Annotated in this window: 26 protein-coding genes and 3 tRNA genes; 12 read left to right on the top strand and 17 right to left on the bottom strand. The window is 58.5% G+C overall.

Annotated features, from left to right (window positions below; translation table 11 throughout):
- Window positions 1-286: 286 nt before the first annotated feature.
- From J3A65_RS08240 to J3A65_RS08225, 4 genes are all read right to left on the bottom strand, one after another.
- Window positions 287-3,202, bottom strand: a complete 2,916-nt coding sequence (locus tag J3A65_RS08240) for a valine--tRNA ligase (RefSeq protein WP_209900675.1) — start codon at window positions 3,200-3,202, stop codon at window positions 287-289.
- A 120-nt stretch (window positions 3,203-3,322) separates the two neighbouring features.
- Entirely contained in the window at window positions 3,323-4,273 is a 951-nt protein-coding gene (locus tag J3A65_RS08235; RefSeq protein WP_209900673.1) for a DUF2497 domain-containing protein, read from the bottom strand.
- 241 nt (window positions 4,274-4,514) lie between these two features.
- Complete coding sequence (locus J3A65_RS08230; RefSeq protein WP_209900672.1) at window positions 4,515-5,162, bottom strand: protein-L-isoaspartate O-methyltransferase; 648 nt, start codon at window positions 5,160-5,162, stop codon at window positions 4,515-4,517.
- Between the two features lie 132 nt (window positions 5,163-5,294).
- A complete protein-coding gene (locus tag J3A65_RS08225) occupies window positions 5,295-5,492 on the bottom strand; it encodes a hypothetical protein (RefSeq protein WP_062457584.1) in 198 nt (65 codons plus the stop codon).
- A gap of 308 nt (window positions 5,493-5,800) precedes the next feature.
- On the opposite strand from J3A65_RS08225, the gene J3A65_RS08220 reads away from it, so the two are divergent.
- A tRNA-Cys gene (locus J3A65_RS08220) sits at window positions 5,801-5,874 on the top strand.
- A 194-nt stretch (window positions 5,875-6,068) separates the two neighbouring features.
- On the opposite strand, the gene J3A65_RS08215 is transcribed toward J3A65_RS08220, so the two are convergent.
- Entirely contained in the window at window positions 6,069-6,257 is a 189-nt protein-coding gene (locus tag J3A65_RS08215) for a hypothetical protein (protein WP_062580327.1), read from the bottom strand.
- 139 nt (window positions 6,258-6,396) lie between these two features.
- Window positions 6,397-7,092, bottom strand: coding sequence for a hypothetical protein (locus J3A65_RS08210; protein WP_139283852.1), 696 nt, complete (start codon window positions 7,090-7,092; stop codon window positions 6,397-6,399).
- A gap of 308 nt (window positions 7,093-7,400) precedes the next feature.
- On the opposite strand from J3A65_RS08210, the gene J3A65_RS08205 reads away from it, so the two are divergent.
- Complete coding sequence (locus tag J3A65_RS08205) at window positions 7,401-7,577, top strand: hypothetical protein (RefSeq protein ID WP_156461831.1); 177 nt, start codon at window positions 7,401-7,403, stop codon at window positions 7,575-7,577.
- A gap of 796 nt (window positions 7,578-8,373) precedes the next feature.
- Complete coding sequence (locus J3A65_RS08200) at window positions 8,374-9,015, top strand: exopolysaccharide biosynthesis protein (protein WP_062580325.1); 642 nt, start codon at window positions 8,374-8,376, stop codon at window positions 9,013-9,015.
- 63 nt (window positions 9,016-9,078) lie between these two features.
- Here the strand turns inward: J3A65_RS08200 and J3A65_RS08195 are convergent, their stop codons facing one another.
- Window positions 9,079-9,342, bottom strand: coding sequence for a PGPGW domain-containing protein (locus tag J3A65_RS08195; protein ID WP_062457597.1), 264 nt, complete (start codon window positions 9,340-9,342; stop codon window positions 9,079-9,081).
- Window positions 9,343-9,523: 181 nt separating this feature from the next.
- Here J3A65_RS08195 and J3A65_RS08190 point away from each other — a divergent pair.
- Window positions 9,524-9,598 (top strand) — tRNA-Asn (locus tag J3A65_RS08190).
- A 229-nt stretch (window positions 9,599-9,827) separates the two neighbouring features.
- Here J3A65_RS08190 and J3A65_RS08185 read toward each other — a convergent pair.
- Window positions 9,828-10,112: a hypothetical protein gene (locus tag J3A65_RS08185; protein ID WP_156461830.1), complete on the bottom strand. Its 285-nt coding sequence runs from the start codon at window positions 10,110-10,112 to the stop codon at window positions 9,828-9,830.
- Window positions 10,113-10,440: 328 nt separating this feature from the next.
- Between J3A65_RS08185 and J3A65_RS08180 the strand changes: the two genes are divergently transcribed.
- Window positions 10,441-10,683 carry a DUF982 domain-containing protein gene (locus J3A65_RS08180; protein WP_062457603.1) on the top strand — a complete coding sequence of 81 codons (243 nt, stop codon included), beginning with the start codon at window positions 10,441-10,443 and terminating at the stop codon, window positions 10,681-10,683.
- Between the two features lie 83 nt (window positions 10,684-10,766).
- Here J3A65_RS08180 and J3A65_RS08175 read toward each other — a convergent pair whose 3' ends face one another.
- Window positions 10,767-11,318: a cupin domain-containing protein gene (locus J3A65_RS08175; protein ID WP_245341494.1), complete on the bottom strand. Its 552-nt coding sequence runs from the start codon at window positions 11,316-11,318 to the stop codon at window positions 10,767-10,769.
- A 402-nt stretch (window positions 11,319-11,720) separates the two neighbouring features.
- Between J3A65_RS08175 and J3A65_RS08170 the strand changes: the two genes are divergently transcribed.
- The 5 genes from J3A65_RS08170 to J3A65_RS08150 all read left to right on the top strand — a co-directional run bounded on the left by J3A65_RS08170 (window position 11,721) and on the right by J3A65_RS08150 (window position 15,563).
- The gene (locus J3A65_RS08170) at window positions 11,721-12,758 is read left to right on the top strand and encodes a cysteine synthase A (RefSeq protein WP_209900669.1); all 1,038 of its coding nucleotides are present in this window, start codon (window positions 11,721-11,723) and stop codon (window positions 12,756-12,758) included.
- A gap of 24 nt (window positions 12,759-12,782) precedes the next feature.
- On the top strand, window positions 12,783-13,520 hold the full coding sequence (locus J3A65_RS08165; RefSeq protein ID WP_209900667.1) for an alanyl-tRNA editing protein: 738 nt from the start codon (window positions 12,783-12,785) through the stop codon (window positions 13,518-13,520).
- 66 nt (window positions 13,521-13,586) lie between these two features.
- Window positions 13,587-14,468 carry a 3-mercaptopyruvate sulfurtransferase gene (gene sseA, locus J3A65_RS08160; protein WP_209900664.1) on the top strand — a complete coding sequence of 294 codons (882 nt, stop codon included), beginning with the start codon at window positions 13,587-13,589 and terminating at the stop codon, window positions 14,466-14,468.
- A gap of 2 nt (window positions 14,469-14,470) precedes the next feature.
- Window positions 14,471-15,028 (top strand): GNAT family N-acetyltransferase, encoded by a 558-nt coding sequence (locus J3A65_RS08155; RefSeq protein ID WP_062457620.1) that lies wholly within the window; start codon window positions 14,471-14,473, stop codon window positions 15,026-15,028.
- A 70-nt stretch (window positions 15,029-15,098) separates the two neighbouring features.
- Window positions 15,099-15,563 carry a DUF1203 domain-containing protein gene (locus tag J3A65_RS08150; RefSeq protein WP_209900662.1) on the top strand — a complete coding sequence of 155 codons (465 nt, stop codon included), beginning with the start codon at window positions 15,099-15,101 and terminating at the stop codon, window positions 15,561-15,563.
- 10 nt (window positions 15,564-15,573) lie between these two features.
- Here the strand turns inward: J3A65_RS08150 and J3A65_RS08145 are convergent, their stop codons facing one another.
- A complete protein-coding gene (locus J3A65_RS08145) occupies window positions 15,574-16,275 on the bottom strand; it encodes a PadR family transcriptional regulator (RefSeq protein ID WP_209900661.1) in 702 nt (233 codons plus the stop codon).
- A gap of 271 nt (window positions 16,276-16,546) precedes the next feature.
- Between J3A65_RS08145 and J3A65_RS08140 the strand changes: the two genes are divergently transcribed.
- Window positions 16,547-18,547: a bifunctional 2',3'-cyclic-nucleotide 2'-phosphodiesterase/3'-nucleotidase gene (locus tag J3A65_RS08140; RefSeq protein ID WP_192086669.1), complete on the top strand. Its 2,001-nt coding sequence runs from the start codon at window positions 16,547-16,549 to the stop codon at window positions 18,545-18,547.
- A gap of 35 nt (window positions 18,548-18,582) precedes the next feature.
- On the opposite strand, the gene J3A65_RS08135 is transcribed toward J3A65_RS08140, so the two are convergent.
- Window positions 18,583-19,551, bottom strand: coding sequence for a LysR family transcriptional regulator (locus J3A65_RS08135; RefSeq protein WP_209900658.1), 969 nt, complete (start codon window positions 19,549-19,551; stop codon window positions 18,583-18,585).
- Window positions 19,552-19,685: 134 nt separating this feature from the next.
- Here J3A65_RS08135 and J3A65_RS08130 point away from each other — a divergent pair, with 134 nt between their 5' ends.
- Window positions 19,686-20,303 carry an FMN-dependent NADH-azoreductase gene (locus J3A65_RS08130; RefSeq protein ID WP_062581389.1) on the top strand — a complete coding sequence of 206 codons (618 nt, stop codon included), beginning with the start codon at window positions 19,686-19,688 and terminating at the stop codon, window positions 20,301-20,303.
- Window positions 20,304-20,305: 2 nt separating this feature from the next.
- Here the strand turns inward: J3A65_RS08130 and J3A65_RS08125 are convergent, their stop codons facing one another.
- From J3A65_RS08125 to wrbA, 6 genes are all read right to left on the bottom strand, one after another.
- The gene (locus J3A65_RS08125; protein WP_209900656.1) at window positions 20,306-21,592 is read right to left on the bottom strand and encodes a GGDEF domain-containing protein; all 1,287 of its coding nucleotides are present in this window, start codon (window positions 21,590-21,592) and stop codon (window positions 20,306-20,308) included.
- 129 nt (window positions 21,593-21,721) lie between these two features.
- Window positions 21,722-22,042, bottom strand: coding sequence for an HlyU family transcriptional regulator (locus tag J3A65_RS08120; protein ID WP_062457634.1), 321 nt, complete (start codon window positions 22,040-22,042; stop codon window positions 21,722-21,724).
- Between the two features lie 68 nt (window positions 22,043-22,110).
- A complete protein-coding gene (gene ilvA, locus J3A65_RS08115) occupies window positions 22,111-23,370 on the bottom strand; it encodes a threonine ammonia-lyase (RefSeq protein ID WP_209900654.1) in 1,260 nt (419 codons plus the stop codon).
- A gap of 150 nt (window positions 23,371-23,520) precedes the next feature.
- Window positions 23,521-24,420, bottom strand: coding sequence for an alpha/beta hydrolase-fold protein (locus J3A65_RS08110; RefSeq protein ID WP_062457640.1), 900 nt, complete (start codon window positions 24,418-24,420; stop codon window positions 23,521-23,523).
- Window positions 24,421-24,494: 74 nt separating this feature from the next.
- Window positions 24,495-24,580: transfer RNA gene (locus J3A65_RS08105), tRNA-Leu, on the bottom strand.
- 122 nt (window positions 24,581-24,702) lie between these two features.
- Complete coding sequence (gene wrbA / locus J3A65_RS08100) at window positions 24,703-25,302, bottom strand: NAD(P)H:quinone oxidoreductase type IV (protein WP_209900651.1); 600 nt, start codon at window positions 25,300-25,302, stop codon at window positions 24,703-24,705.
- Window positions 25,303-25,566: the final 264 nt, after the last annotated feature.

The raw sequence follows: 25,566 nt of genomic DNA, 5'->3' as shown, positions 1-25,566 counted from the left end.
AAAACGGTCGCTAATTTACGTAAGCGGAGGAACAATCGCCACCGAATCGGTGGTTGGGAACAAAATTACCTAATCTGGGGCCGTACCGTAGCTGGAATTAGAACACCATCCCGCATGGGCGCGGCGATGTGACAATGCGGCAACATTGCGGCTTTCTCCCGTTGTGCATGTGCACGCAAACGGAACTTCCGGGTCGAAGCACAGCAAAAAGCCGCGGTCACAGGACCGCGGCTTTCAGAGATTCGTTCGCTGGCGCCGGCCTAGAGGCTGGCGGAGACCTTGGTCATCAGCCGGCTTCGATGACCCGCTGCAGAGCGATCTTGAGGCTTTCGAGCTGAACTTCCAGTTCGGCATGGCGCTCCCGGTCAGCCGCAACCACGTCCGGATCGGCATTGGCAATGAACTTCTCGTTGGAGAGCTTCTTGCCGAGACGGTCCTTTTCCTGCTCGTTCTTGACGATCGCCTTCTCGATTCGGGCCTTCTCCGTGCCGAGATCGATCAGGTTGCCGAGCGGCAGGCAGGCCGTCGCCTCGCCGACGATGATCTGTGCCGCACCCTTCGGGGCGACGTCAGCTGTCGAGATGCTCTCGACACGCGCGAGCCGGCAGATTGCCGCCTCGTGACGCGCGAGCCGCGACGAGGTGACCGCATTGGCACCAACCATGATAAGCGGTGCTGTCGCCGATGGCGGGACGTTCATTTCGGACCGCGCAGAGCGAAGACCGGATACGAGATCGACAAGCCAGTTGATCTCGTCAGCCGCGTCAGTGTCCGCAAAACCGGAGACCGGCCAGTCGCCATGAGCGAGCAATCCGTCACGCGCTGCCGTGTGAGCCCAGAGTTCCTCAGTCATGAACGGCATGAACGGGTGGAGAAGCGCGTAGCTCTGCTCCAGGACATAGGCCATGCAGGCCTGCGCCTCGGCCTTGGCGGCTTCATCCTCGCCCATGAAGATCGGCTTCAACAGCTCGACATACCAATCGCAAACCTGGTTCCAGACGAAGCGATAGAGCGAAGCGGCAGCCTCGTTGAAGCGCTGCGTCTCGATCGCGGTGGTGACGTCGGCCACGGTCTTCGAGAGTTCCGTGAGGATCCAGCGATTGACGGTCAGCTTCGCATTCTTTGGATCAAAGCCCGCATCACGCTTGACGCCGTTCATCTCCCCGAAGCGCGTTGCGTTCCAGACCTTGGTGCCGAAGTTGCGGTAGCCGGCGATACGGGCGGGGTCGAGTTTAACGTCGCGTCCCTGCGCCGCCATGATGGCGAGCGTGAACCGCAGCGCATCGGCGCCGTATTCGTCGATCAGGTCGAGCGGATCGATGACGTTGCCCTTCGACTTCGACATCTTCTGGCCGTTCTTGTCGCGAACCAGCGCATGAACGTAGATCGTGTGGAACGGCTCGACAGGCTCGCCTTCCGCATCCTTCATGAAATGCATGCCCATCATCATCATCCGGGCAACCCAGAAGAAGATGATGTCGAAGCCGGTGACGAGAACGCTGGTCGGGTAATAGCGCTCCAGTTCCGGCGTCTTGTCCGGCCAGCCCAGCGTCGAGAAGGGCCAGAGTGCCGACGAGAACCAGGTGTCGAGCACGTCCTCGTCGCGGATCAGGATCTCGCCAGGCTTGAAGTTCTCGAGCTTCTCCTGAACCCAGGCCTTCCATGGGCCTTCGTGTGCCAGATAATGCTGGATGGCCGCGTCGAGTGCTTCTTCCTCGGACTTTTCGACGAAGCACTGACCATCAGGACCGTACCAGGCCGGAATCTGATGTCCCCACCAGAGCTGGCGCGAAATGCACCAGGGCTCGATATTTTCCATCCAGTCGAAATAGGTCTTTTCCCAGTTCTTCGGGACGAAGTTGGTGCGGCCTTCGCGAACCGAAGCAATCGCCGGTTCTGCCAGCGTCTTGGCGTCGGCGAACCACTGATCCGTCAGCATTGGCTCGATGACGACGCCGGAGCGGTCGCCGAACGGCTGCATGATCTTCTTTGCCTCGACATACGGAATGTCGTTGCCCTCGCTGTCCTTGACGGTAACGGCAAGGCCTTCGGCATTGATCGTCTCGATGATCTTCTTGCGGGCGACCATGCGGTCGAGGCCGCGATACTCTTCCGGAACCAGATTGATCTCGTCGATATCGGCTTCGCCCGGCAGTTCGCCGGACTTGGCTATCTCCAGCGCCTTGGCCGCATAGACAGAATAAGCGTCGCCATCGTCGCGCATCGAGGCGGTGGTATCCATCAGGCGATAGAGCGGGATCTTGTTGCGCTTGGCGACCTGATAGTCGTTGAAGTCGTGCGCGCCGGTGATCTTGACCGCGCCCGAGCCGAAATCCGGTTCCGGATATTCGTCCGCAATGATCGGGATCAGGCGGCGATGTTCCTTTGGCCCAACAGGGATTTCGCACAGCTTGCCGATGATCGGTGCATACCGCTCGTCCGACGGATGGACGGCAACGGCGCCATCGCCCAGCATGGTTTCCGGACGCGTCGTGGCGATCGAGATATAATTGCGCTCTTCGGAAAGGACGATATTCCCGTCCGCATCCTTCTCGACATAGGTATAGGTCTCGCCGCCGGCCAGCGGGTATTTGAAGTGCCACATATGGCCTTCGACTTCCCTGGACTCAACTTCAAGATCGGAGATCGCCGTTTCGAACTTCGGATCCCAGTTGACCAGCCGCTTGCCGCGGTAGATCAGGCCTTCCTTGTAGAGCGTGACGAAGACTTCGAGAACGGCCTTGGACAGACCCTCGTCCATCGTAAACCGTTCGCGTGACCAGTCGCAGGATGCGCCGAGGCGCTTCAACTGGTTGAAGATCAGGCCACCCGACTCTTCCTTCCATTCCCAGACGCGTTCGACAAAGGCCTCGCGGCCCATCTCGCGTCGGCCGGGAAGCTTCCGCTCGGCCAGCTGGCGCTCGACGACCATCTGCGTGGCAATGCCCGCATGGTCCATGCCCGGCTGCCACAGCACGTCCTTGCCGCGCATGCGCTCGAAGCGGACCATGATATCCTGCAGCGTGTTGTTGAGCGCGTGCCCCATGTGCAGCGACCCGGTCACATTCGGCGGCGGGATGACGATGGTGAAGCTTTCCGCACCAGCCTTTGCGTTGGCACCGGCACGGAAGGCGTCCGCATCGTCCCAGGCTTTGGCGATCTTCGGTTCGACGGCGGCGGAATCGTAGGTCTTTTCGAGCATTTCCTGACCCGTTTTTCTTTTTGAATGAGATGGTGCGGTGTTAAAGACGTGGAGGCCGTGAAGTCAATAAAAAAGCCGCCCCGTGTGGAGCGGCCCTTGATGACAGGCATTGGAGGCGATTTAGCGACGCGGGCCGCGGGCAACGCGCTCGATTTCCTCGCGCACGAGACGCTCCACCAGTGTCGGCAGGTTGTCGTCCAGCCATTCCTGCAGCATCGGACGCAGCATTTCCTGCGCCATATCCTCGACAGAGCGACGCTCGAGACCATCGAAGACGGCTGCAAGTTCGTTGAACGATTTTGTCACCTGCGCGCCCGCTTCGACCGAAAGGAGCGTTGCAGCGGCCTCCTCGATCATCGCCGGAAGATTTTCCTGCTGAGCCGGTTGCGCCTTCGGTGCCGCCTGCTCGACCGGCTCGGACATCTCCGGCTGCTGCGCGACTGCCGGTTGCGGCTTCAGCGCTGGAATGGGAGATGGTCCGGCAGGCTCGACGTCTTTCGCCATAGGGGTCTCGATCGGCTTGGATACCATTGCCGCAGGCCTTGTTTCGACAGGGGCGATGGTGTCACGCAGCGCGACGTCGGCAAAGGCCGAGATTGCAGCGGATGCCTTCTCGGCTGCGGGCATCGACAGGCGCGGCGCCGGTGCCGGGCGGCTCATCGCATTTTCCTGCTGGCGGGCCGAAGCGGCGCGGACGCGGGCCGCAACGTCGGCAAGCGAGAGCGAGCGCTCACCCGATGATGAAATCTCAGGGTCGACTGTCGATGCGGAAACAGGCTTGGGTGCGTCGTTTGCGGATGCGGGGGCGTAGGGTTCCGACTGGAACGGCATCGGGGCCGGTGAATGGGGACGAAGAGGAAGACCCGGGTCGTTTGCAGCGATGCCAGCGGCAAGATCGGACGCAAAGACCGTATCGTCGATATCGTCGATCAGATCGTCATCCGCATAGGGCGAACGCGATGCCTGATCTGGTGAACCCTCGCCGACCGGCTCGTTGCTTTCGATTATCCGGCGGATCGAAGCCAGGATCTCTTCCATTGACGGTTCACGCGCTACACTTGGCTGAGCCATTTTCATCCCCGTTCTCGCCGACTGGGTGCCAGGTCGGCAGACGACCTCTTTTCAAAGGTCTGATTCGTTTTCACTTTACGAACCTCGTCTCGCGATACAACGACGGGCGCATCAACGACTCTAGCGATACACAGATTTGTTGCCGACGTGAATCCCCGCTGCCGATTTGTATCGCGCTGGAAAAACAAAAAGGAGGCCAAGGCCCCCTTTCTAAACTTCGCAAACCGTCAGCAAGCCGATTTTAGAATACGAAATCCTTCGCTCGGCGGAATCCCGGCAACGGTTTGATCGAAGCGTTGAAGTGGGCGCTTTTCGAAAGTGCACCCTGCTCTTTCACGAAGAGCGTCGCCTGCGCGGCATTGCCGTATCCGAGAACGGCGACCAGACGCCCGCCATCCTTGAGCTGCGCACTAAGTTCAGCCGGCACGTCTTCGATCGAGCCGGCAATGAAAATGACATCGTAAGGGCTCTGGTTCGCAACGCCTTTTTCCATGTCGCCCGTGACGACAGTCACGTTGTGGGCGCCCGCGAGGTTGGCTATTGCCTGCTCGGCGAGCGCCTCATCGGATTCGATCGACACGACCGATTTCGCGAGAAGCGACAAAAGCGCAGAAATGTATCCGCTGCCTGTGCCGACCTCGAGCACCGTATCCGACTTGGTAATCGCAGCCAGCTGCAAAAGCTTGGCAAGAGGCGAGGCTTCCATCAGGAACCGACCGGGACAGATTTCAACATCGTTGTCGATATAGGCCAGTGACTTCGACTTGGCCGGAACAAAGTTTTCGCGCTGTACCGTGAGAAACGCCTGAAGCACGGAATGTGCCGTCACGTCTGTCGTGCGGATCTGGTTCTCGACCATCTTCACACGGGCTGCTTCGAAATCAATCATGTCATCTGCCTCACAGCGCCGGCGTACCGGCCAATCCTTCAGCCGTGTTACTTGCCTCTCGCTGCGCTTTCAAGATAGCGCGCGCATCGATTGGAAAAAACACGGTGATGCAGGCGCTCGTGCAACTCTTGCTTAGTGCAGGATAAGGGTCGGAAGCTCGCGCTTCTTGGCGAGGACGACATCGTGTCCGTAGGATTTGCGCAGGCTATGGCTGCGATCGAATGCCAACTGCTCGGCAGCACTCAGATGAAAGGCTCCATCTGCAAACGTGCCAGTCGCATCATCTTCGGTGACGGGTCTGTAGAGTGCGGTGATCAATCGGTTCAGCATTTTTCACTCCCTGGGCTTCGCTCACTAAAGTCGGAAGAGCTCGGTTCCGTTCCCCTGACCGCGAGGAATATTCGTGAAATATTTACCATAGGATCAACACAGCCAGATGACGCGAACACGCTGCATACAGCCTCCCCCCCAGGGGTATCTTCCGAGGACGCCGCGTTTTGCAGGCGCCCTTCATCACCGGTACAGACAGGCGCCGCTGACGAAGTGGATAAAAACGTCGAGGATTGAACAGAAGGGTATTGCACCCATCGGAGATTCGTTCTAATTCGGCGCCACCACTCGCTTTTTTAGCATCGGATGGCCTCGTGGCGGAGTGGTGACGCAGAGGACTGCAAATCCTCGTACCCCGGTTCAATTCCGGGCGAGGCCTCCATCCCTTTCTCGATATATCGCAATGGGTTAGCATCGGCTTCAGCCGATCGACACGATCTGTCCGATCGCAACCGGTCGCGCACATTCCTCGATGTTGTTTAGGTATTGCGACTGGTGCACGAGAACGCCAGCGGATCTTCTTTCACGCCCGCCAGCCTTCCGCCAATTCGCGACTGAAGCTGTCGCCTGCCCGGATCAGCCCACCGGCCGCACCAGTTCTTCGACCAAGCCACGATACGCCTCTGCGGCCAGTTCCAACTCCGCGATGAGGGTCTCGTTCGATGTCGTCTGCGTCCTGAACCCGCTCGTGGTTAGCCACTCGATGTCCGCACGAAGGATTTGGATAGTGTCTTTATAGCGTTGGACGCGATTTTCCGGCTGCATGTTCGGCTCCTGTGAACCGGAACAACTACCGCGCTTTGCGTTCGAGGCAATAAGCGGGATGCCAGAGACCGGACGTTTATCGGCACCGGTCGCTGGTTTGTGTCAAGAATTCAAGGATTGGGCGCGAAGCGTGATGATGTCAGAGAGCAGACGCCGCGGCCGGCTTGCGTCCCCTGGCTGCCGCGGAAAGATCGATCGAGCTTATGGTCGCCACCAGGAACATGACCGGAATGCCGAATTCCAGCACTTCTTCGACGATACCCAACAGAAGATTGGTGTGATCGCTGACAATGACGCCAAAAGGCGCAAGCTTGCGATCCAGCCCATCGATCGACTTGGACACAATGGCAAGACCGATCGCCGCGATGATGTTCCAAGCCCAGGACGCGCGATACCTGACGCCGGAGAGAAGCTCAGGGCCGTTGCGAACGATCAGCCGGAACGCGACGGTTGCCACGAACAGGATCACCAGAACGCCAAAGACGCGCTCGACAGGTTGCGCCATGTTCGTCAGGTAGAGGTTGCTCTTGAGCATGCCGACACTGGTCAGCCGCTTGTCGAGGTCGAGTTCTCGCCCCATCATCAACAGCATGATGGCCGCAACCTGCCAGTCCCGCCGCCATATGTCGCCGGTGCGCGTCCACAGCCACACCATTGCGGTATAGGCGTAGAGCAAGGCCGTCGAAATCTCGAGCGCGCCGGTTTCCTTCGTCAGTGCTGTCGTAAAACCGTTACTCGCAAGGTCTATAGCGAACAGAACGGCAGCCCCGACCAATGCCAGTGTCAAAAGATACCAAGGACGGGAAGTAACAGCGTAGGCGTGGTGTGGGAGCATTTCGATTCTCAAAATTCATGTCGACGAGTGTTGATTGAGGGCGTGGACCGCTTAGCGGACCGCTGACCGGTGCCGTGCGCGCCGATTCTGGATGAAAACGGTCTACTACTGGAGAAGCCGGTAGTCCATGTTTTTGACGGCGGACAGATTCTGCTCGGCCCCTGTTTCCAAGGAAACCGGCAAACCCGAAAAACTGTCGAGCAGTCCTTCACGCCGTTGATTTATTGCTTCTATTAGCAAATTTCCTTTACATTTCTGCAGGCGCGTCTATTTCCGGCCCCTCACGGAATGATCGCAGCGAGGCCGACTTGAAGGATGATCCCGCCACACAACTCGCAGATATTGCGCGGCAACTCGCACTGCTTGCGGAGGCAGCCAAGGCATTGTCGCAGACGCCGCTGGTGGAACTGTCCGGTCAGCTTCTGCCGGCCGGCCGCGACAAGCCGGACGAGCCCAAAACCCCTCTCCCAAACAGCATCAATTAGACAGAACGGCTCGTATCGGACAAGCTTGCCGTGATCACATGGTCGCGCAGCGGTATGGGGTCTGCGCGGGTGCCGAGAGAGCCCCGCCCATAGCATCGACACGATGCCGCAACATTTCACGATCGGGTCGTAACCAGATATTAACGTTCCTCCATAGGGCTGCGTTAAACTATTTGTCCTAGAAATAGGCAGACGGCGATGTTGCCGCCATACCCTTGTCAGAGGATCGCCATGACGGCGATGGTTCGATATGAAGCTCTCATCTTCCGACGCCGTCATGGCGTTCACGACTATTATATCCCTCGTCAGCATCATTTATGTGGGGCATCTTTTCGTTGCCCTGTTTTGACGGTCTCACCGAGACACGCTGACTGACGGCCTCTCCTCGTCCCCCACAAGCCGCACGCTCGCCCTGATCAACATTCTCGCTCACGGATCAAAATCGTGTTAGAGTGTCTGAAGTCAGGTGTGGGAGACATCTGGCGGCTTGGGTAACGGGAAGAGGAGACCGTTATGCAGTATCTCGATTTTGTAGCCGCGTTGAATCCATTCGTTTTGTGCACTCTTGCTGTCGTGGTGGCCTGCGGCCTCTACGACCGCTGGGCGCAATCGAAATAGTGGATTGCATGCGCAGCCGGGAAATCGCGACGCGTTGCTCGTGTCAATAACCGGTACATCTGGAGGCGGCTTGATGGTCGACTGACGCGCCGCGCGTCGCGCGAGTTCGTTTTGTTGCCTTTGAGTTGCTCGTTGCTGCTGTTATTCAGACTGCATTTCTTATGATAGAGGTGCAGCTTTGCAGGATAACGCGGAATTCGAAGATACATCGGCAGGTCTCAGCGAAACGCTGAGGAAATTGATCGGTCGGATTGACGGCGGCACCGTGACGCTGCGTCAGTTGATGGATGGCGTCGGTGAACAGGGTCTTTTGCTGATCTGCGCGGTCACTTCCCTCCCCTTTCTGCTGCCCGTTTCGATCCCGGGTGTTAGCACCGTGTTCGGCGCGGCCATCATAATGATCAGCATTGCTGTGGTGCTGAACCGGATGCCTTGGCTTCCTCGTGCGATTCTCGATCGGGAACTCGACAGCGCAAAGCTGGTGCCGACCCTTGAGAAAGGTGTGAAAATCGTCTCCAGGCTCGACAAATATCTGAAGCACCGCATGGCCGGCATCACGACCGGGCCCATTGCCAACAGGGTCAATGGCCTCGCAATCACGTTCGCCGGTGTGCTGCTGATGTTTCCGCTCGGCCTCATCCCCCTGTCCAACACGCTGCCCGGCATTGCTATTCTGCTTCTGTCGACAGGCATGGTTCAGCGGGATGGTCTCGTCGTTCTCGGCGGTTATTTCTTCAACCTTGCAACGATCGTCTATTTCGGGGCGCTTGCTTATGGCGCGTTCGCCGCCGGCCAGGGCCTGGCGTCACTCGCCGGATAAGACTCATCCCGGGAGAAGCTCTCGCACCAGGCGACAGCTTCTCCCGGTCTGGTTGACGTCATGTCATTTCCGAAGCGAAGCTGCTTGTTTCTCGCGGCGTCTGCGACCCCACCAGACTTCCAGACGACGACGACGACGTCTGACGAAAGCGAGATCCTGCGACAGGATCAAGATACCCAGCGGCACCATCCAGAAGCCTAGAATCGGCAGGAAGCCCAGAATGCCGCCGACGATAAGAACGGTTCCGATGCAGAGCCGCGCCACGCGCGAGCGCGGCATCGGAATGGACCGCCCTGCGATGAAGAGACGACCCTGCCCCGGATCCATTCCAAACCGCCTGCCTTGAGGTTTTTCCACCACGTATACGGCTCCAACTAAACGCTTTTTTGTAGGGGCGAGATGGGGATGCATGGGGATAAAACAAGCCGGACCTAATTTTTTTGAAAAAACCGCTTGGCAAATGCGTGAAGCATTTGTATTACCCCGCTCACACCGCAAGCGCGGTTGTTCCCTGGTAGCTCAGCGGTAGAGCATTCGACTGTTAATCGACAGGTCGCCGGTTCGAATCCGGCCCGGGGAGCCAAATTCTGCGATAAGCGCCTGTTTTTGTTGATCCCTATCCGAAGACAGGCGCTTCTCCACTTCCCCTATTTTGACAAAGCGAAAAAGCAACTTGATATGGCGATTGGTTTCGCGTTCGGGGATGTGTAACGCTGTTGCGTGCAGTTCCACTGCCAAAGAAGAAAGCCGGTCGCGTCCGCTAAGTCGCAACGTGAGTCTTCTGTTTGCTCGCGCTCATCTCAAAGTCGTCTTCACTTCTGATCCGAGGGTGCGGGCGTGCCGGGAAGCGCATTTTCGCGGGATGGGGCAGCCGGCGTATCGTAATGCGTGCCCTGCGGATCGGGCGGCACACTGTTGGCGGTCGGAGCCTGCGTGACGCCGATGCTAACCGCGACGCCGACGGCGATCGCAACGGCCAAGCCGGCCAACGGAATCAGAGAGCGATGTCGGCTCTCCTTGTAGGAACCGTACGCAAGTGCGAGCCCAAGCATTGCTGCTCCGCCTGCGACGACGATAAACCACATGTAATTAGCCATTATTTTTCCTCCTGAAACCAGAACATGCGTATCTGGCCGAAGTTCCGCGTCCAGCGGAGACGCCTCACCGACGCGACTGTTGCAGGCTGGTGCCGCGCGACGTCGCGAGTGGCGACAGTTGTTCTCGTGCCTTGAAGTGAGCAGACAGGCTAATTCGATCGCGTTCGTTGGGGCGGTGTCACGACGCCCTGTCCCTGGGCACAGTGCCCGGCGATGCCGCCCCTTAAATGCTCCCAACACACATCCGAACCCGGAAAATCCGCTTGTCCTAATGGAACATTGCGCTAGGCTGGAGGTAGAGGACAGTTGACTTAGGGAGGAGACAACTATGCCGCAGCCGAACTGGCAAAAACCGGTCAAAGTCGCGTTTGGGAATCTTGGGACCGAGGTAATCAATGGGCCATCCGAGGCCCTCATCCTGCTACTGGACCACTGGCCGGATCTTCGGGGTCCGCATTTCGTGCGGGCGCGCAGTGCCTGCCGGGCTGCCCTCGACGGCCGTCGTTCGCCGGAGGACGCACGACAGTTTTTCGAGCAGGCCGTGAGCGAAGCGCAAATGCACGTAAACTGATTGGTCTGACTGCTGCGTTTTCAGTTCTGGCCGATTGACGAATGGTTGACCGCGAACCAACCATTCGATGACAGTGTTCGGCTTTAAAGTCCGATCATATCGCCCATGAGCTGGATCGGCGATCCGCTGAGAGCGATCGGTGCAAACAGGACGGAAAAGCAGACGCACGGCCCCGAATCACCAACGATCGGCCGGTGATCGAGCGTCTCGTCAGCGACCGATATGTCGCCCTGCGTGAAGTTTCCGCGGTGATCGTGGAATTCGCCTTCGATCACCAGCGTGAGTTCGAGACCGTTGTGGCCATGGTTTGGAAGTGCCCTCCCAGGACGGGCCCAGAGAAGACTTGCTTCCACGTCGGGCGACCGTTCGATAACATGCTCGCGCAGTCCCGGCAGCTTGCGCCGCCACGGAATAGAGGTCAGGTCCTTCCCCGTATAATCCCGCAACAGGGCCGGCAACTGGGAACCTTGCCCCGGTGGCAACACGCTCCATGCCGGCGGGTCCGATCTGACAATATCGCTGATGGCCCTGTCTCGAAATTCACGGGACAACGTCTCATCGCAGGTCATGTCTTCCAACCCATCGCCGGCCAGTCGTTGAAGGGCATCGACAAGCTGGGCATTGGGTTTCTGCATCTGCAGATGGGAACCTAACAAGACGTGGGCTGCCTTTGGCAGAGAGCCGGCTACGTATTGCGAGATCAGAAAATCGACTCTCTCAATATTCAGATGCATAAACTAAGCCGCAATCGTTGGCGTGAACGAAATTCAGTTCTCAAAATCAATGCCATCAGGTCGAATCGTCTGAAACCAAAACCGAGCGCTCCACTCTGCGTAGTGCAGGGCGAAGGATGTATTATACAGTTGCATCCGAGCCATGTCGATAAACCTGCCGGTATTGTCCGGTAGATGACAGTCCTCGGTATGGCGGGGGCGATCCCATCGCGCGCGACACGCGGAAAGGATTTTCTTGGCGCGGATGCCTTGCCCGCCGAATGCAGCCTGATTACATGATCCTTGAAAAAGAAGGCATTTCCCATGGCAATACAATCTTCTGTTCTCGACCTCATCGGCAATACGCCGCTCATCAGGCTGGCGGCTGCATCCGATGCAACCGGATGCGAAATTCTCGGCAAGGCCGAATTTCTCAATCCCGGTCAGTCGGTCAAGGATCGCGCGGCGCTCTATATCATTAGAGATGCCGAGAAGAAGGGGCTTCTGAAGCCGGGCGGAGTGATCGTCGAAGGGACCGCCGGCAATACCGGTATCGGTCTGACCCTGGTCGCAAAGGCATTGGGGTATCGAACCGTCATCGTCATTCCGGAGACCCAGAGCCAGGAGAAGAAGGACGCGCTGAGACTGATGGGCGCCGAGCTCGTGGAAGTACCAGCCGTTCCCTACAAGAACCCGAACAACTATGTGAAGGTTTCCGGTCGCCTTGCCGAGCAGCTTGCCAAGACGGAGCCTGCGGGCGCGATCTGGGCAAACCAGTTCGACAATGTTGCCAACCGGCAGGCCCATATCGAGATGACTGGCCCGGAGATCTTCGAACAGACGGGCGGCAAGGTGGACGGCTTCGTGTGCGCAGTCGGCTCCGGCGGTACGCTGGTCGGTACAGCCATGGCGTTGCGGGCGCTTAAGCCCGGCGTCAAGATCGGCATCGCGGATCCGGAAGGTGCCGCACTCTACGAATTTTATGCGCACGGCGAGATTAAATCCGAGGGAAGTTCGATCACCGAGGGCATCGGTCAGGGACGTATCACCGCCAATCTCGAAGGGTTTGCGCCTGACTATTCCTATCGCATTTCGGACGCTGAAGCGCTGCCGATCGTGTTCGATCTGATTGAGAACGAGGGGCTTTGCCTCGGCGGCTCTTCCGGCATCAACATCGCGGGCGCGATGCGCCTGGCAAAGGATCTCGGCCCCGGCCATACGATCGTGACGATCCTCTGCGACTACGGCAACCGCTATCAGTCCAAACTCTTCAACCCGGATTTCCTGCAGTCCAAGGGCCTGCCGGTTCCGGGCTGGCTCACGAAGAAGACCAAGATCGATATTCCGTTCGAAACCGTCTGAAACCGACCGCAGAGAACAGAACCGATGGCAACCGAACTCCTCTATCGCGACGACTTCTATCTCTCGACACTGGAGGCGGTTGTTACCGTGATCCACGAGGATGGCGGCATCGAATTCGACCGCACCTGCTTCTATGCGACATCTGGAGGGCAACCTGGTGATACCGGCAGTCTGGAACGCGCCGACGGAACCAGTATCAAGCTTGGTCAGACACGGCACGGCGAGACGAAGGACATCGTCGTCCACGTTCCGCTGGAAGGCGAACCGCGGCCGACGGTCGGCGAAACTGTTGTCATGCATGTCGACTGGGACAGACGGCACAAGCTGATGCGGATGCATACGGCCTGCCACCTGCTGTCGGTCGTCTGCTCCTACCCGATCACCGGTGCCGCAGTTGGCGAAGACGAATCGCGTGTCGATTTCGACATGATGGCCGTGATCGACAAGGATGAGGTCACCGCCGGCTTGATGGATCTCGTTGCGCAGAACCATCCGGTCTACCTGCAATGGATCACCGACGCGGAACTGGCGGCCAACCCTGGCATCGTCAAATCGAAGAACGTCCGGCCGCCGGTCGGGCTCGGACGCGTCAGCCTTGTCTGCATCGGCGAGGATTCGAGCGTTGACAGCCAGCCGTGCGGCGGCACACATGTTGCAAACACCGGGGAAGTGGGCGCTATCCACATTTCCAAAATCGAGAAAAAGGGCAAGGAAAACCGTCGCTTCCGGATCCGGTTCGGCGATATCGCCACGGATGCCTGAAGACACTCGTTTGTCCGAACCGGTTTCTCACCGAATACCGCGTTTTATCAAGGTAGGAGTTTTGACATGAGCGACACCAGCCGTTTCGTCGTTTCGTCCAAGTGGCTCGAAAACGAGCTCGGAAGCCCGAATTTGAGAATCGTCGACGCCTCCTTCTACCTGCCTGCCCACAACCGCGATGCAGATGCCGAATATGCGGCAGGGCATATTCCCGGTGCCGTGCGTTTCGATCACGACAAAGTCGCGGATCATTCCACCGGTCTCCCGCATATGGTGCCCTCGCCCGATGTGTTTGCCGATGCTGTCGGCAAGCTCGGCATCAGCGAGAATGACCGCATCGTCATCTATGACGGCCCGGGCATCTTTTCTTCGCCGCGCGGCTGGTGGCTGTTCCGAATCATGGGGGCGAAACAGGTGTTTATCCTGGACGGTGGCCTCGATGGCTGGAAGGCGGAAGGGCGCGCGCTCGAAACCGAGATCCCCTCGCCGGTTGCGTCCAATTTCGATGCGGAGCTTCGCCTCGACAAGGTCATCGACTACCATCAGATGATGTCGATCGTCAGCGATCGTACAAGCCAGATCGCCGATGCACGGCCGGCCGGACGCTTTACCGGCACAGAGCCGGAACCCCGCGCTGGCATGCGCTCCGGTCACATGCCGGGTGCCGTCAACGCTCCCTCCAGCAGCTTTTCGACAAACGGCAAGCTGAAGACGATACCCGAACTGCGCCAGGCTATTGAAGCCGCGGGAATCGATTTGGGGCGCCCGGTCGTGACGAGCTGCGGTTCGGGCATTACCGCTGCGATCATCACGCTTGCGCTGGAATCGCTCGGGCATGAGGACAACGCGCTTTATGACGGGTCTTGGACGGAATGGGGCGGACGCTCGGACACGCCGATCGAGACAGGACCGGCTAAGCCTACCCCTGCAATCTCGTCGCAGGCGTAACGATGGCGAAAAAGCCCGTACCGCTGAAGGCGCGCGTCACCGTTCTGGAAATGACGGCCGCGCCCAAGACCAGCATGCCGATTCCGGCCAACATTCAAACCGCCATCATACGCGCCACCGAAGTGCCGTTGCATTTCTACCGGTACCTATACCGGCAAGTCGGCAAACGCTGGCACTGGTACGATAGGCTGCGGCTGTCCGACGCCGAGCTTGCGGCCGCGATACACAACCCGCGCTGTTCGATCACGATCCTTCTGGTCGACGGATCGCCAGCCGGCTTCTACGAGCTGAACTCTACTGACGACAACGTCGTAGAGCTGTCCTATTTCGGCCTGTTCGAGCGGGCCCTCGGGCTCGGCATCGGCAAGTGGTTCCTGACGCAGGCTCTTTATTCTGCGTGGCAGAACAACCCGGAGAAGGTCACCGTCACCACCAATTCGCTCGACCATCCCCGGGCGCTGCAGCTCTACCAGATGATGGGTTTTTCGCCCGTCTCGACATACGAGGCCGAGATCGTGCCGATGACCAGCGCGGAACTGGTAAAGGTGCTGGACAGCTAGCTCGCGCAAGGATCGGGTGGCGCTTCGAAGCCCGACGGGTCATCTCCTATATATAGAAAAGGAGACGACCATGCCAATCTTCAACGCGATCCCGGGTGACCACGCAGAGCATCTATGGAACGGAGGCAGCGATTCCTACGGACACCAGCCGGAGACCATGATCTCGGATGGTCCCGGATATCCCTGCCGCCATTGCCTCAGGAATATCGGCGTGGGCGAAAGCCTGTTCGTTCTTGCCTATCGACCGTTTCCGACAACGCAGCCCTATGCCGAAACCGGTCCCATCTTCCTGCATAAGACGCCCTGCCCACGGTTTATCGCGGAAGAGGTTCTACCGCCAATTCTGGTCAGTCCGGATTACATCGTCCGGGGTTATGGAGAGAATGACAGGATCGTCTATGGCACGGGTGCGGTGACCCCGACGTCCGAAATCATGCGGCGCGCCGAAGACCTGCTTCAACGCGCCGATATCGCCTATGTCCACGTTCGCTCGGCCCGCAACAACTGTTTCCAGTGCCGGATTGACGCGGCTTAGCAGGAGCCCCTTATGCCTGCGGGTCTCCGCCGTCCCGCTCCAGCTTTTCGGCAAAATCGAGGAGCTGCCGCACGAGATCGCCCGCAGCCTTGTCGTTTTGTTCGATCCTGCGAGCCGACACTTCTCTCAGGTTGAGAAGCGCCGCTTCCACACTGCGCGGCAGAGCCGGGCCGCGGTCATGATGTGGCCCCCTGTCGTGATCGCGGTGGTGTTCGTGCCGTTCCTGCTTCAGCTTGATCTTTTCAGCCAGCTCGGACAAGCGCTCGAGGATGGTCGTTGCGAAACTGCGGTTCTCATCGAGATGCGCACGGCCCTCGTCAGTGATGGTGTAACGCTTCTTGTTGCCATCCGCTTCAGCCGTCACGTAGCCGGCTTCCTCAAGATAGGTCAGCGTCGGATAGATGACGCCGGGGCTGGGTGCGTAAAAACCATACGTCATATCTTCGATATGTTTTATGATCTCGTAGCCGTGGCGGGCTTCTTTCTCGATCAAGGCCAGGACGACCAGTCTGAGATCGCCCTGCATCAGAAAGCGACCGATACGTCCCTCGCCATCGTCGCCGAAGCCACGACCACCGCCCGGCCCGCCTTTTCCGCCAAAACCCCTACCCGCAAAGCCTTTGCTGAACGGACCGCCCCGCATGGTAAATAGTCCCTCGAAGCCCGAGCGATCGGCGTTGCAGCTTCTGTGGGTTTCAAATCGTTGAAACATCTTACTCTCCTTAGAGTATCTTTCGATATATCTAAAGCTAGCACATTTCCGCAATACTGCAAGCTGCCAGATATATCTAAGTCATATCCGTTTGATTTTTGTGGCGGATTTTTTTCGATCTATCTGCGGCGCGCGGTGCGGCCGATCCGGATTGACCGTCGCGTCGTTACCCGGCAGTCACCGAACTTTCGCCGACCGTCATTTTAGGGATGCGTCCGTGGGCGATTGTGCCTAAGCTCGCCTCCATCAGTGATCCGGAGGGAGATATTAGATGTCGCTTTTCACCAAAGACCTTTTCGAAAATCATGCGGTCTCGCGCCGATCCCTTCTCGGTGGCATTGCGGCCACATCGGCGCTGGTCATGCTCCACCCGTTTGCGGCACGCGCGGCCGCCAACCAGGCGCATCTGCGGCTGATGGAGACGACAGACATCCACGTGCATGTCTTCCCTTATGATTATTATGCCGACAAGCCGAACGACACACTTGGACTGGCCCGTACCGCCTCGATCATCGATTCGATTCGAGCCGAAGCCGGAAATTCGATGCTGATCGACAACGGCGACTTCCTGCAGGGCAATCCGCTCGGGGACTACATCGCCTATGAGCGTGGCATGAAGGAGGGCGACAAGCATCCGGTGATCACTGCGATGAACGTGCTGGGATATGACGTCGGCACGCTTGGAAACCACGAATTCAACTACGGCCTCGATTTCCTGTTCAAGGTTCTTGCAGGATCCGGCTTCCCGCATGTCTGCGCCAACCTGACCAAGGGCCAGCTTGCCTCCAGTGCCAAGGACGACGATCTCTTCTTCAAACCCTACGTGATCATCGAAAAGCAGATCCGCGACGGTTCCGGCCAGTCGACCCCGATCAAGGTCGGCTTCATCGGCTTCGTGCCGCCACAGATCATGACCTGGGATAGCAAGAATCTTGAGGGCAAGGCGCAGACGCGCGATATCGTCGATGCTGCCAAGGCCTGGGTGCCCGTCATGAAGGAGGAAGGCGCCGACATCGTCATCGCCCTCTCCCATTCCGGCATCGATGGTTCCGGCCAGAGCGATCGGATGGAAAACGCGTCTCTTTATCTCGCAGGGATCGAGGGTATCGATGCGATCTTCACCGGCCACCAGCATCTGGTCTTCCCCGGCCCGAAGGATTTCGAGGGCATTGCCGGCGCCGATGCCAAGAAAGGCACGCTGATGGGCAAGCCCGCCGTCATGGCCGGGTTCTGGGGCTCCCATATGGGTCTGATCGACCTGTTGATCGAAAAGGATGGCAGCGGCTGGAAGATCGTCGATTCCACCTCGGAAGTCAGACCGATCTATCACCGCGACGAAAATCGCAAGGTCGTTGCCGACGTCAAGGACAAGCCTGAGGTCACCGCGGCCATCAAGCCGGAACACGAGGCGACGCTTGCCTATATTCGCCGTCCGGTCGGCAAGACATCCGCGCCGCTCTATTCCTACTTCGCGCTGGTCGCGGATGATCCGTCGGTGCAGATCGTTTCGAATGCGCAGACCTGGTACATCAAGGACATGCTGAAGGATGGCGAGTACAAGGACCTCCCGGTGCTATCCGCCGCCGCTCCCTTCAAGGCCGGCGGTCGCGGCGGTGCGGATTACTTCACCGACGTCCCGACCGGCGACATCGCCATCAAGAATGTTGCGGATCTCTATCTCTATCCCAACACGGTTCAGGCCGTGCTGATATCGGGCGCGCAGGTGAAGAACTGGCTGGAAATGTCGGCTGGCATGTTCAACCAGGTCAAGCCGGGATCAAAGGATGTTCCGCTGCTCAACGCCGGTTTCCCGTCCTACAATTTCGACGTGATCGATGGCGTGACCTACCAGATCGACCTGTCCCAGCCGTCGCGCTTCGACAAGGATGGAAAGGTACTGGACGAGAATGCTCACCGTATCGTCGACCTGAAGTTTGACGGCAAGCCGATCGATCCGGCACAGAAGTTTGTCGTCGTCACCAATAACTACCGTGCCGGCGGTGGGGGCAAGTTTCCGGAGATCGCCAGCGACAAGGTCATTTTCGTCGCACCAGACACCAACCGCGACGTCGTTGTTCGCTACATCATCGATCAAGGGACGATCAATCCTTCGGCCGACGACAACTGGTCGTTCAAGGCGCAGCCCGGATCCACGGCCCTGTTCGAGACCGGACCCAAGGCGCGCCAGTTTGCCGGCAGTCTGAAGGGGACGAAGATCGAGGATGCCGGCGACGGCGAGAACGGTTTCGCGAAGTTCAGACTGGTTCTTTGAGGCGCCACATCCAGTCGTCCGGCCGAGGACCCGTGTTATTCGGCAGCCTGCCAATACGTCCTTCCCGGCTCCTGCTTCAGGAGTTCGGGAAGGTCATCATGGTTTGGACATGAGGACAGCTTGGCTGCAAACGATTCGATCAACCACTGTCCCGCGGGTCCGGGCGGATTGGATGCCTTTCGCAAGGCGTAGATCGGATATTGCCCCTGCTCGTAAGCGTCGATATCCAACGCGACCAGATCGCCGTTGCGGATGTCATCGAGCACCAGGGACGCCGGAAGCCCCCCCCAACCAAGCCCACCCTTGATCAGCTGATACTTGGTGGCGATGTCGCTGATGCGCCAGATCTTGTAGGACAGGACATTGAAGTTACGCCCTGCGGTAAGCCCTGACGCGTCGGTCACGACCAGTTGCGTCTCGTCGCGCACATCGGCAAGGGTGAGTGTGCGGTTGAGCTTCACCAGTGGATGGTCAGGCGCTGCGACCGGCAAGAGGTAGGAATGACCGATCCTTTCGGCAATCAGCGAATCGTCCTGCTTCAGGAGAGCGCCACCGATGCCGATGCCGGCCCGCCCACTGATGACCTGGCCCATCACCATGCCGAGTTCCCCGACGCTGAGGTTGAGGGCGACACTTGGAAATTTCTCTCGGAATTCGCGTAGCTGGCTGACCACCGCGTCGGCCGGCACCATCACGCTGACGGCCAGCGTGATCTCGGCTTCCAATCCCTGAGTGATGCTCTTTGCCCGAGACCGCATGATCTGCAGGTCGGCAACGATCCGCCGCGCATCCATCAGCATCGCCCGCCCGGCCTCGGTCAGTTTTGGCTGACGCGCCCCGGCCCGGTCGAACAACTGAATCTCGAGCTGCGTCTCGAGGTTGGCAATCGTGTAGCTGACAACCGACTGAGCCCGGTTCAGCAGGCGTGAGGCGGCCGAAAAACTGCCGCTTTCGGCAACTGGTATAAAGACCTGCAGCTGATCGAGGGTGGGATTCGCGTCCATGTGACCTATCCAGATTTTAGATGGAAAGCTTCGACATTATCTCCATTCCATCGATTGCGGTCTACTCCTATTTGTCTTCCCAGACAGGCGACCTCCAGTCTCCCACCGTCGAGAAATTCATAGGAAACAAAGCAATGCCATCCATCCTTCTCGTGACATCCAGCCCTCGCGGCAACGAATCACTGTCGACAAAGATTGCGACGGAATTTGTCGACAAGCTGAAGGTCCAGCATCCGGGCGCGACCGTTGTGACCCGTGATTTGGGTCAGAACCCGATCGCCCATCTCGACACCGTGACCACATCTGCGATCCGCAAGCCCGCAGATGCTCGCAATTCCGAGGAAGCGGCAGCAGCGAAACTGTCCGACGAACTCGTCGCCGAGTTGCTCGCCGCCGATACGGTCGTGCTTGCCACGGGCCTGATCAATTTCAATATCTATTCGACGCTGAAAAGCTGGATCGACAACGTTGCCCGCGCCGGCATGACGTTCCGCTACACAGCCGAAGGTCCGCAGGGACTTGCGACCGGCAAGAAGGTCTATGTCGTTCTGTCGGCTGCCGGCATCTATTCGGAAGGCCCGGCCATGGCGATGAACCACGCCGTTCCTTATCTCAAGACGGTTCTTGGCTTCATGGGCATGACGGATGTCGAAGTGATCTACATTGAAGGTACCGCATTCGGTCCGGAAGCGTATGAGAAGGCGATTGCCGCCGCACAGGATCGCACGCAGCAGCTTGCACTGGCCGCCTGATCCTAGACGTCCACACCGGTCGGTGAGACGAGACGCCCCTGACGGCCGTGGACATTGTCCCGGCCGTCTTTCTTTGCGTGATAGAGGCGTTGGTCCGCAACGCCGAACAGCGTGGCGAATGTGTCGCCATCGTCTGACGTGGTCGCCACTCCGATCGATACGGTGATGCACTTGCCATCCGGCCTGATGACAGACGCACAGATATCCTGGCGAAGCCGCTCGGAGAGTGCCAAGGCTCCTTCGTGGTTCGTGTTCGGCATGATCAGCACGAACTCCTCGCCGCCGAACCGCGAGAGATGATCGCGCGGCCGCGTTCGGGCCTTGAGCTGCGCTGCCACGTCCTTGAGCACCTCGTCCCCCTTCATGTGACCGAAGAGATCGTTCACGTCCTTGAACCGGTCTGCGTCGATGATCACGAGACTGAGCTGCTGCCGCATGTCGATACTTTGCTTGATCATCGCCGGCGCATCGGCTTCCAGCCGGTTGCGATCGAAAACGCCGGTCAACCGATCGACGCCGCTTGTGGCAAGCAGCGCCTGATACCGCTCGCGAAACGTCAGATCATGAAAAATGTCGGCAATTTCGCGCCGCGACAAGGCAAGCCTCGGGATCTGTTCGACCCTGAGATAGGCGAGCAGCAGCACGGAATAGATGATCACCGCGAGCATTTTGGCGTACCAACCGCCGAACAGGACCGACAGCGGCGCGTCGAACAGCAATCGCAGTCCGGAATAGAAGGCAAGCTGGTCAAAGCTTAGAACGATCGCACCGCTGACGGCAAATCGCAGGATGATATGGCGCCTGAAGATCCGGCCGAAACGCTCATAGAGAAGAATGATGGCGATGGCGTCGATATAGAGCAGCGCCGTGCCCCATACCATGAGTGAGCCCATCTCGTTGAGAAAGACCATGTCGGCAGGCCGTCCCGCAGGAAGGGTGACGACCGGATGCGCCTGCAGAATCTGCGCGATGAGAACCGTCAGGAGATTGCCGAGAAACAGTCCGTAGATGGGCTGGCGCACCGTCGAGGCATCCTCTTTCAAGTACAAGAGGAGGATCATCATCAGCTTGCCCGCGAAGAAGACGGACGATCCGGGCGATACCAGCCCGAACGGCAGCTCGACATAGAAGACCGCCGCGAGGTAGGTCTCCATGAAGTGCATCACACCGAGCGCAGCCAAGAACACGCCAAGGCCAAGCTGGCGCCTGAAATGCAGGAAGGCGGCCATGATCGTGAAATAGACGATCGCTTCTGCAACGAACAGAAAGAGGTTCAAAACCTGCATCATCACGCCTTTTAAGCCTGGCGGACCTCGCGTTCACATCCCAAAGCCATGACTTTGTTAGCTAATCGCAACACCAGTTATGCCGGTAAATTGCTGCGGCGCAATAGAGGATCTCGCGGGACGGACGAACAATCAGGCAGAGCGCGAAACGGCGCCATCCGAGAACAGCGAGGCGCCGTTCTGATCAATGATCTGCTGTGCCTTGCGAACGGCATATTCGGATGCGTCCTCCGCAGAGGTGAACATGTCTGCCCGCACGAAAGTGCGCACGAGTGTTTCGCCAGCGACATCTTTTTCGATGCGGCCGGCAAGCCGGAACTGGCTGCCTTCCTTGATCGGTGCAGGATAGATGCGGCATTCGGCATGCATCTGCGGCTCGGCTTCCCGTGCGGGCGCGGTTTCGGATTTCGGGCCGGAAAACATCGAAAGAAGAGAGGAAAGAAACGAAGCCATGGATGAGTGCTACCCTTTGCTCGGCACCGGCGGAATCCGAAGACCATTCCGGTGCGATTTCGACAAAATCAGATGATCAGGTTGGCAAGGATCTCGTTTTCGGTGATGTCCTCGTAACCAAGCCCCGCCGCCTCGAAGCGCTCGTGCAGACTGGCAAAGTTTCCGGACGCGGTCGTTTCAATACCGATGAGGATCGAGCCAAAGTTGCGGGCCGACTTCTTCAGGTATTCGAAACGCGCGATATCGTCTTCCGGACCGAGCAGGTTAAGAAAGTCTCGCAGGGCGCCCGGACGCTGCGGAAGGCGCAGGATGAAGTATTTCTTCAACCCCGCATAGCGCATCGCACGTTCCTTGACGTCCGGAAGGCGTTCGAAATCGAAGTTGCCGCCGGAAACGATGCAGACTACCCGCTTTCCGGCCAGCTTCTCGCGGCCGAGCATCTCGAGCGCGGTGATCGACAGAGCACCGGCGGGCTCCAGCACAAAGCCTTCGAGGTTGAGCATCTCCGTGAGCGTCACGCAGATCGCGTTTTCGGGAACGAGCAGAACCTGATCGGGAGAAAATCCCTTCAGCATCTCGAAATTCAGTTCGCCGATCCGCGCAACCGCAGCGCCATCCACGAAGTTGTCGACCTTCGGAAGTGTGACGAGCGACCCGGTCTGGAGGCTGGTCTTCAGGCTTGGAGCACCTGTCGGCTCGGTGAAAATAAAGTTTTCCTTCGCCACCACGTCGGAAAGATAGCCGCTCAGTCCTGACGCAAGCCCACCACCGCCGACCGGCATGATGACGAGATCAGGCGTTGCGCCTTCCGGCAGTTGCTCGAGGATTTCGGCAGCGACTGTCGCCTGCCCCTCGATGATATGAGCCGCATCGAACGGTGGCACCATCATGCCACCGGTCTCCTCCACATGGGCGCGTGCCGCGGCATAGCACTGGTCAAAGATGTCGCCGACGAGCTTGATGGTGATGTACTGGCCGCCGAAGATCCGCGTCTTGTCGATCTTCTGCTGCGGCGTCGTTACCGGCATGAAGACGACGCCCGGCACTTCGAAATGCCGGCACACGAAGGCAAATCCCTGCGCGTGATTGCCGGCCGAGGCACAGACGAAGGTGCGATCCTTTGCCCCGTCGGCGATCGCCTTGCGAAGAAAGTTGAAGGCGCCGCGGATTTTGTAGGAGCGGACCGGAGACAGGTCCTCGCGCTTCAGCCAGATCTCTGCGCCGTATTTACGGCTCAAATGTTCGTTGAGCTGAAGCGGCGTCTCCGGAAAGATCGTCCGCATTGCGGCTTTTGCTTCGTCGACACCGAGCTTCGTCACGCTAAACATCCCAATTCTTCACGATTTCATCCGCTATGCCACACGTGCCGTAACAAGACCAAGGCCGTTTTGCAGACTTTCCGTTCTGTGCGCGTTTTTGGGAACAAAAACATCGATGCCCCAGAATCTTCGGGTAATGGCGACGCGCTCTGCGCGGCACTATTGATGCAGGAGTTTGCCGATGAACCGGGTCGCTTCCGGCAGACCCGAGCGCCAATAGGTCCAGTCGTGGCCACCTTCACGCGCCATGAAACGGTGCGGCACGCCGAGCTTCTGCAGCTTGACCGTCAGTTCCGCATTGCCCACGAAGAAGCTGTCGGACGATCCGCAATCGATGAACAGTTCCGTTTTGCGGATTGCGTCTGGAGGCGTCTTGTCGACGAGATCGAGAACGCTGTTGGCGTAGTAAGGCTGGTTCAGCCGATCCGTGCCACTCAACCCCTCACCCCATGCCTTGCCGTACCGACGGTCATAGCCTGCCTGATCCATCGCTACAATCTGCTGATCGGTTCTGAACGCAGCACTCAGCGCTGCAGCACCGGCAAACAGATCCGGATATTTCAGCGCGTAGGCCATGGCTGCATAACCACCCATGGAGAGGCCCAGAATGCCGCGCGACTTCTTGCCTGCGATCACCGGGAACGAGCCCTCAACGTGCGGAATGAATTCCTTCACGAACATATCCTGCCACAGATATTTTCCGTCGGCATCGTTCATATAATAGGTGTTGAACTTGTTTTCCTCGTCCCGCCGACCCTCAGGCGTCACGGCAATGAAGGGCGGTACTTCGCCGCTTTCGATCAGTTTGTCGAAGATCAGGTTGGCGTTCCCATACCGGTACCAGTCCTGATTCTTTCCATCGCCACCACCGTGCATCAGATAGATGACAGGGTATCGCCGTTCGTCGGATCCGTAGCCTGGAGGAAGATAGAGCGTAAACTCGACATTCTTGCCAAGGATCCGGCTCGCCATCACCTGGCCTTCCTTTACGACGCCAGCCGCGAATGCATTCGCGCTGACGAATAGACCGGCCACAACGATCAAAATTGCCCTGAGCATACGTTTTTCTCCTACCGCTCCTGATGGAAGTAGAGGGCAAGGAGATCAATTCAATTTGGAAAGGTTAAGAATGATGGTGCGGACGACGGGGGTCGAACCCGTAAGACCTGAGGTCGGCAGATTTTAAGTCTGCTGCGTCTACCAATTTCGCCACGTCCGCCTGGTTTCCTGTTTCGTGAAGTTCGCCTTCGACGTCAAGGACGGAAATTGCAGGCGGCAGCAGGTGCGCAACAAAAAAGCGCGGAGCCGAGGCCCCGCGCTTTTTCACTTGAAGTGGGCAGATCAGGCGCTGAGCTTGGCTGCAGTCTTTGCAACATGGGCGCCCTGGAAGCGTGCGCCTTTGAGTTCAATCTCGGAAGGCTGGCGCGAGCCGTCGCCGTTGGTAATGGTCGTGGCGCCGTAAGGGGAGCCACCCATGACTTCTTCCGTGCCCATCTGGCCCTGGAAGGAGTAAGGCAGACCAACCACGGCCATGCCCTGGTGAAGGAAGGTCGGGATGAAGCCGAGAATCGTCGATTCCTGGCCGCCATGCTGGGTGGCCGACGAGGTGAACACGGAGCCGACCTTGCCGATCAGCTTGCCGGCGAACCACAGGCCACCGGTCTGATCCCAGAAATTGCGCATCTGCGAGGCAACCGAACCGTAGCGGGTCCCGGCACCCACGATGATCGCATCGTATTCAGCGAGCTCGTCCGGTGTGGCGATCGGAGCCTTCTGATCAAGCTTGAAGTGCGATGCCTTGGCAACCTCTTCAGGAACCAGTTCAGGAACGCGCTTGACGGTCACTTCGGCACCGGCCGAGCGAGCGCCTTCGGCGACAGCATACGCCATCGTCTCGATATGGCCGTACGAGGAATAGTAGAGAACCAGTACTTTTGTCATTGTTTTCAATTCCTTTGCAGGTGCTGGAATGATGATCGCAAGGCGGCGACGGACCACGTCACGATCATGGCAAGCAGGACGCTTTCCGATAACAGGCCTTGAGGCTTAGCTAGCGCAGTGTCACAGCACCGGCCAGAGGGCGATCTCTGCACGGACTGTCCACAATTGCTGAACGCGATCGAATGTTTGTCGTTTCATTCGCACGTCAGTTTTTGGATTGAACGATTGCAATCGTTTCCCGGCGCGCGCTAACGTTCCCGTGCA

Source organism: Rhizobium sp. PvP014, from assembly GCF_017876855.1.
In the GTDB taxonomy this organism is placed as follows: domain Bacteria; phylum Pseudomonadota; class Alphaproteobacteria; order Rhizobiales; family Rhizobiaceae; genus Neorhizobium; species Neorhizobium soli.
Note: the sequence above shows the minus strand (reverse complement) of the source record. Positions and strands in the feature narration are given on the sequence as shown.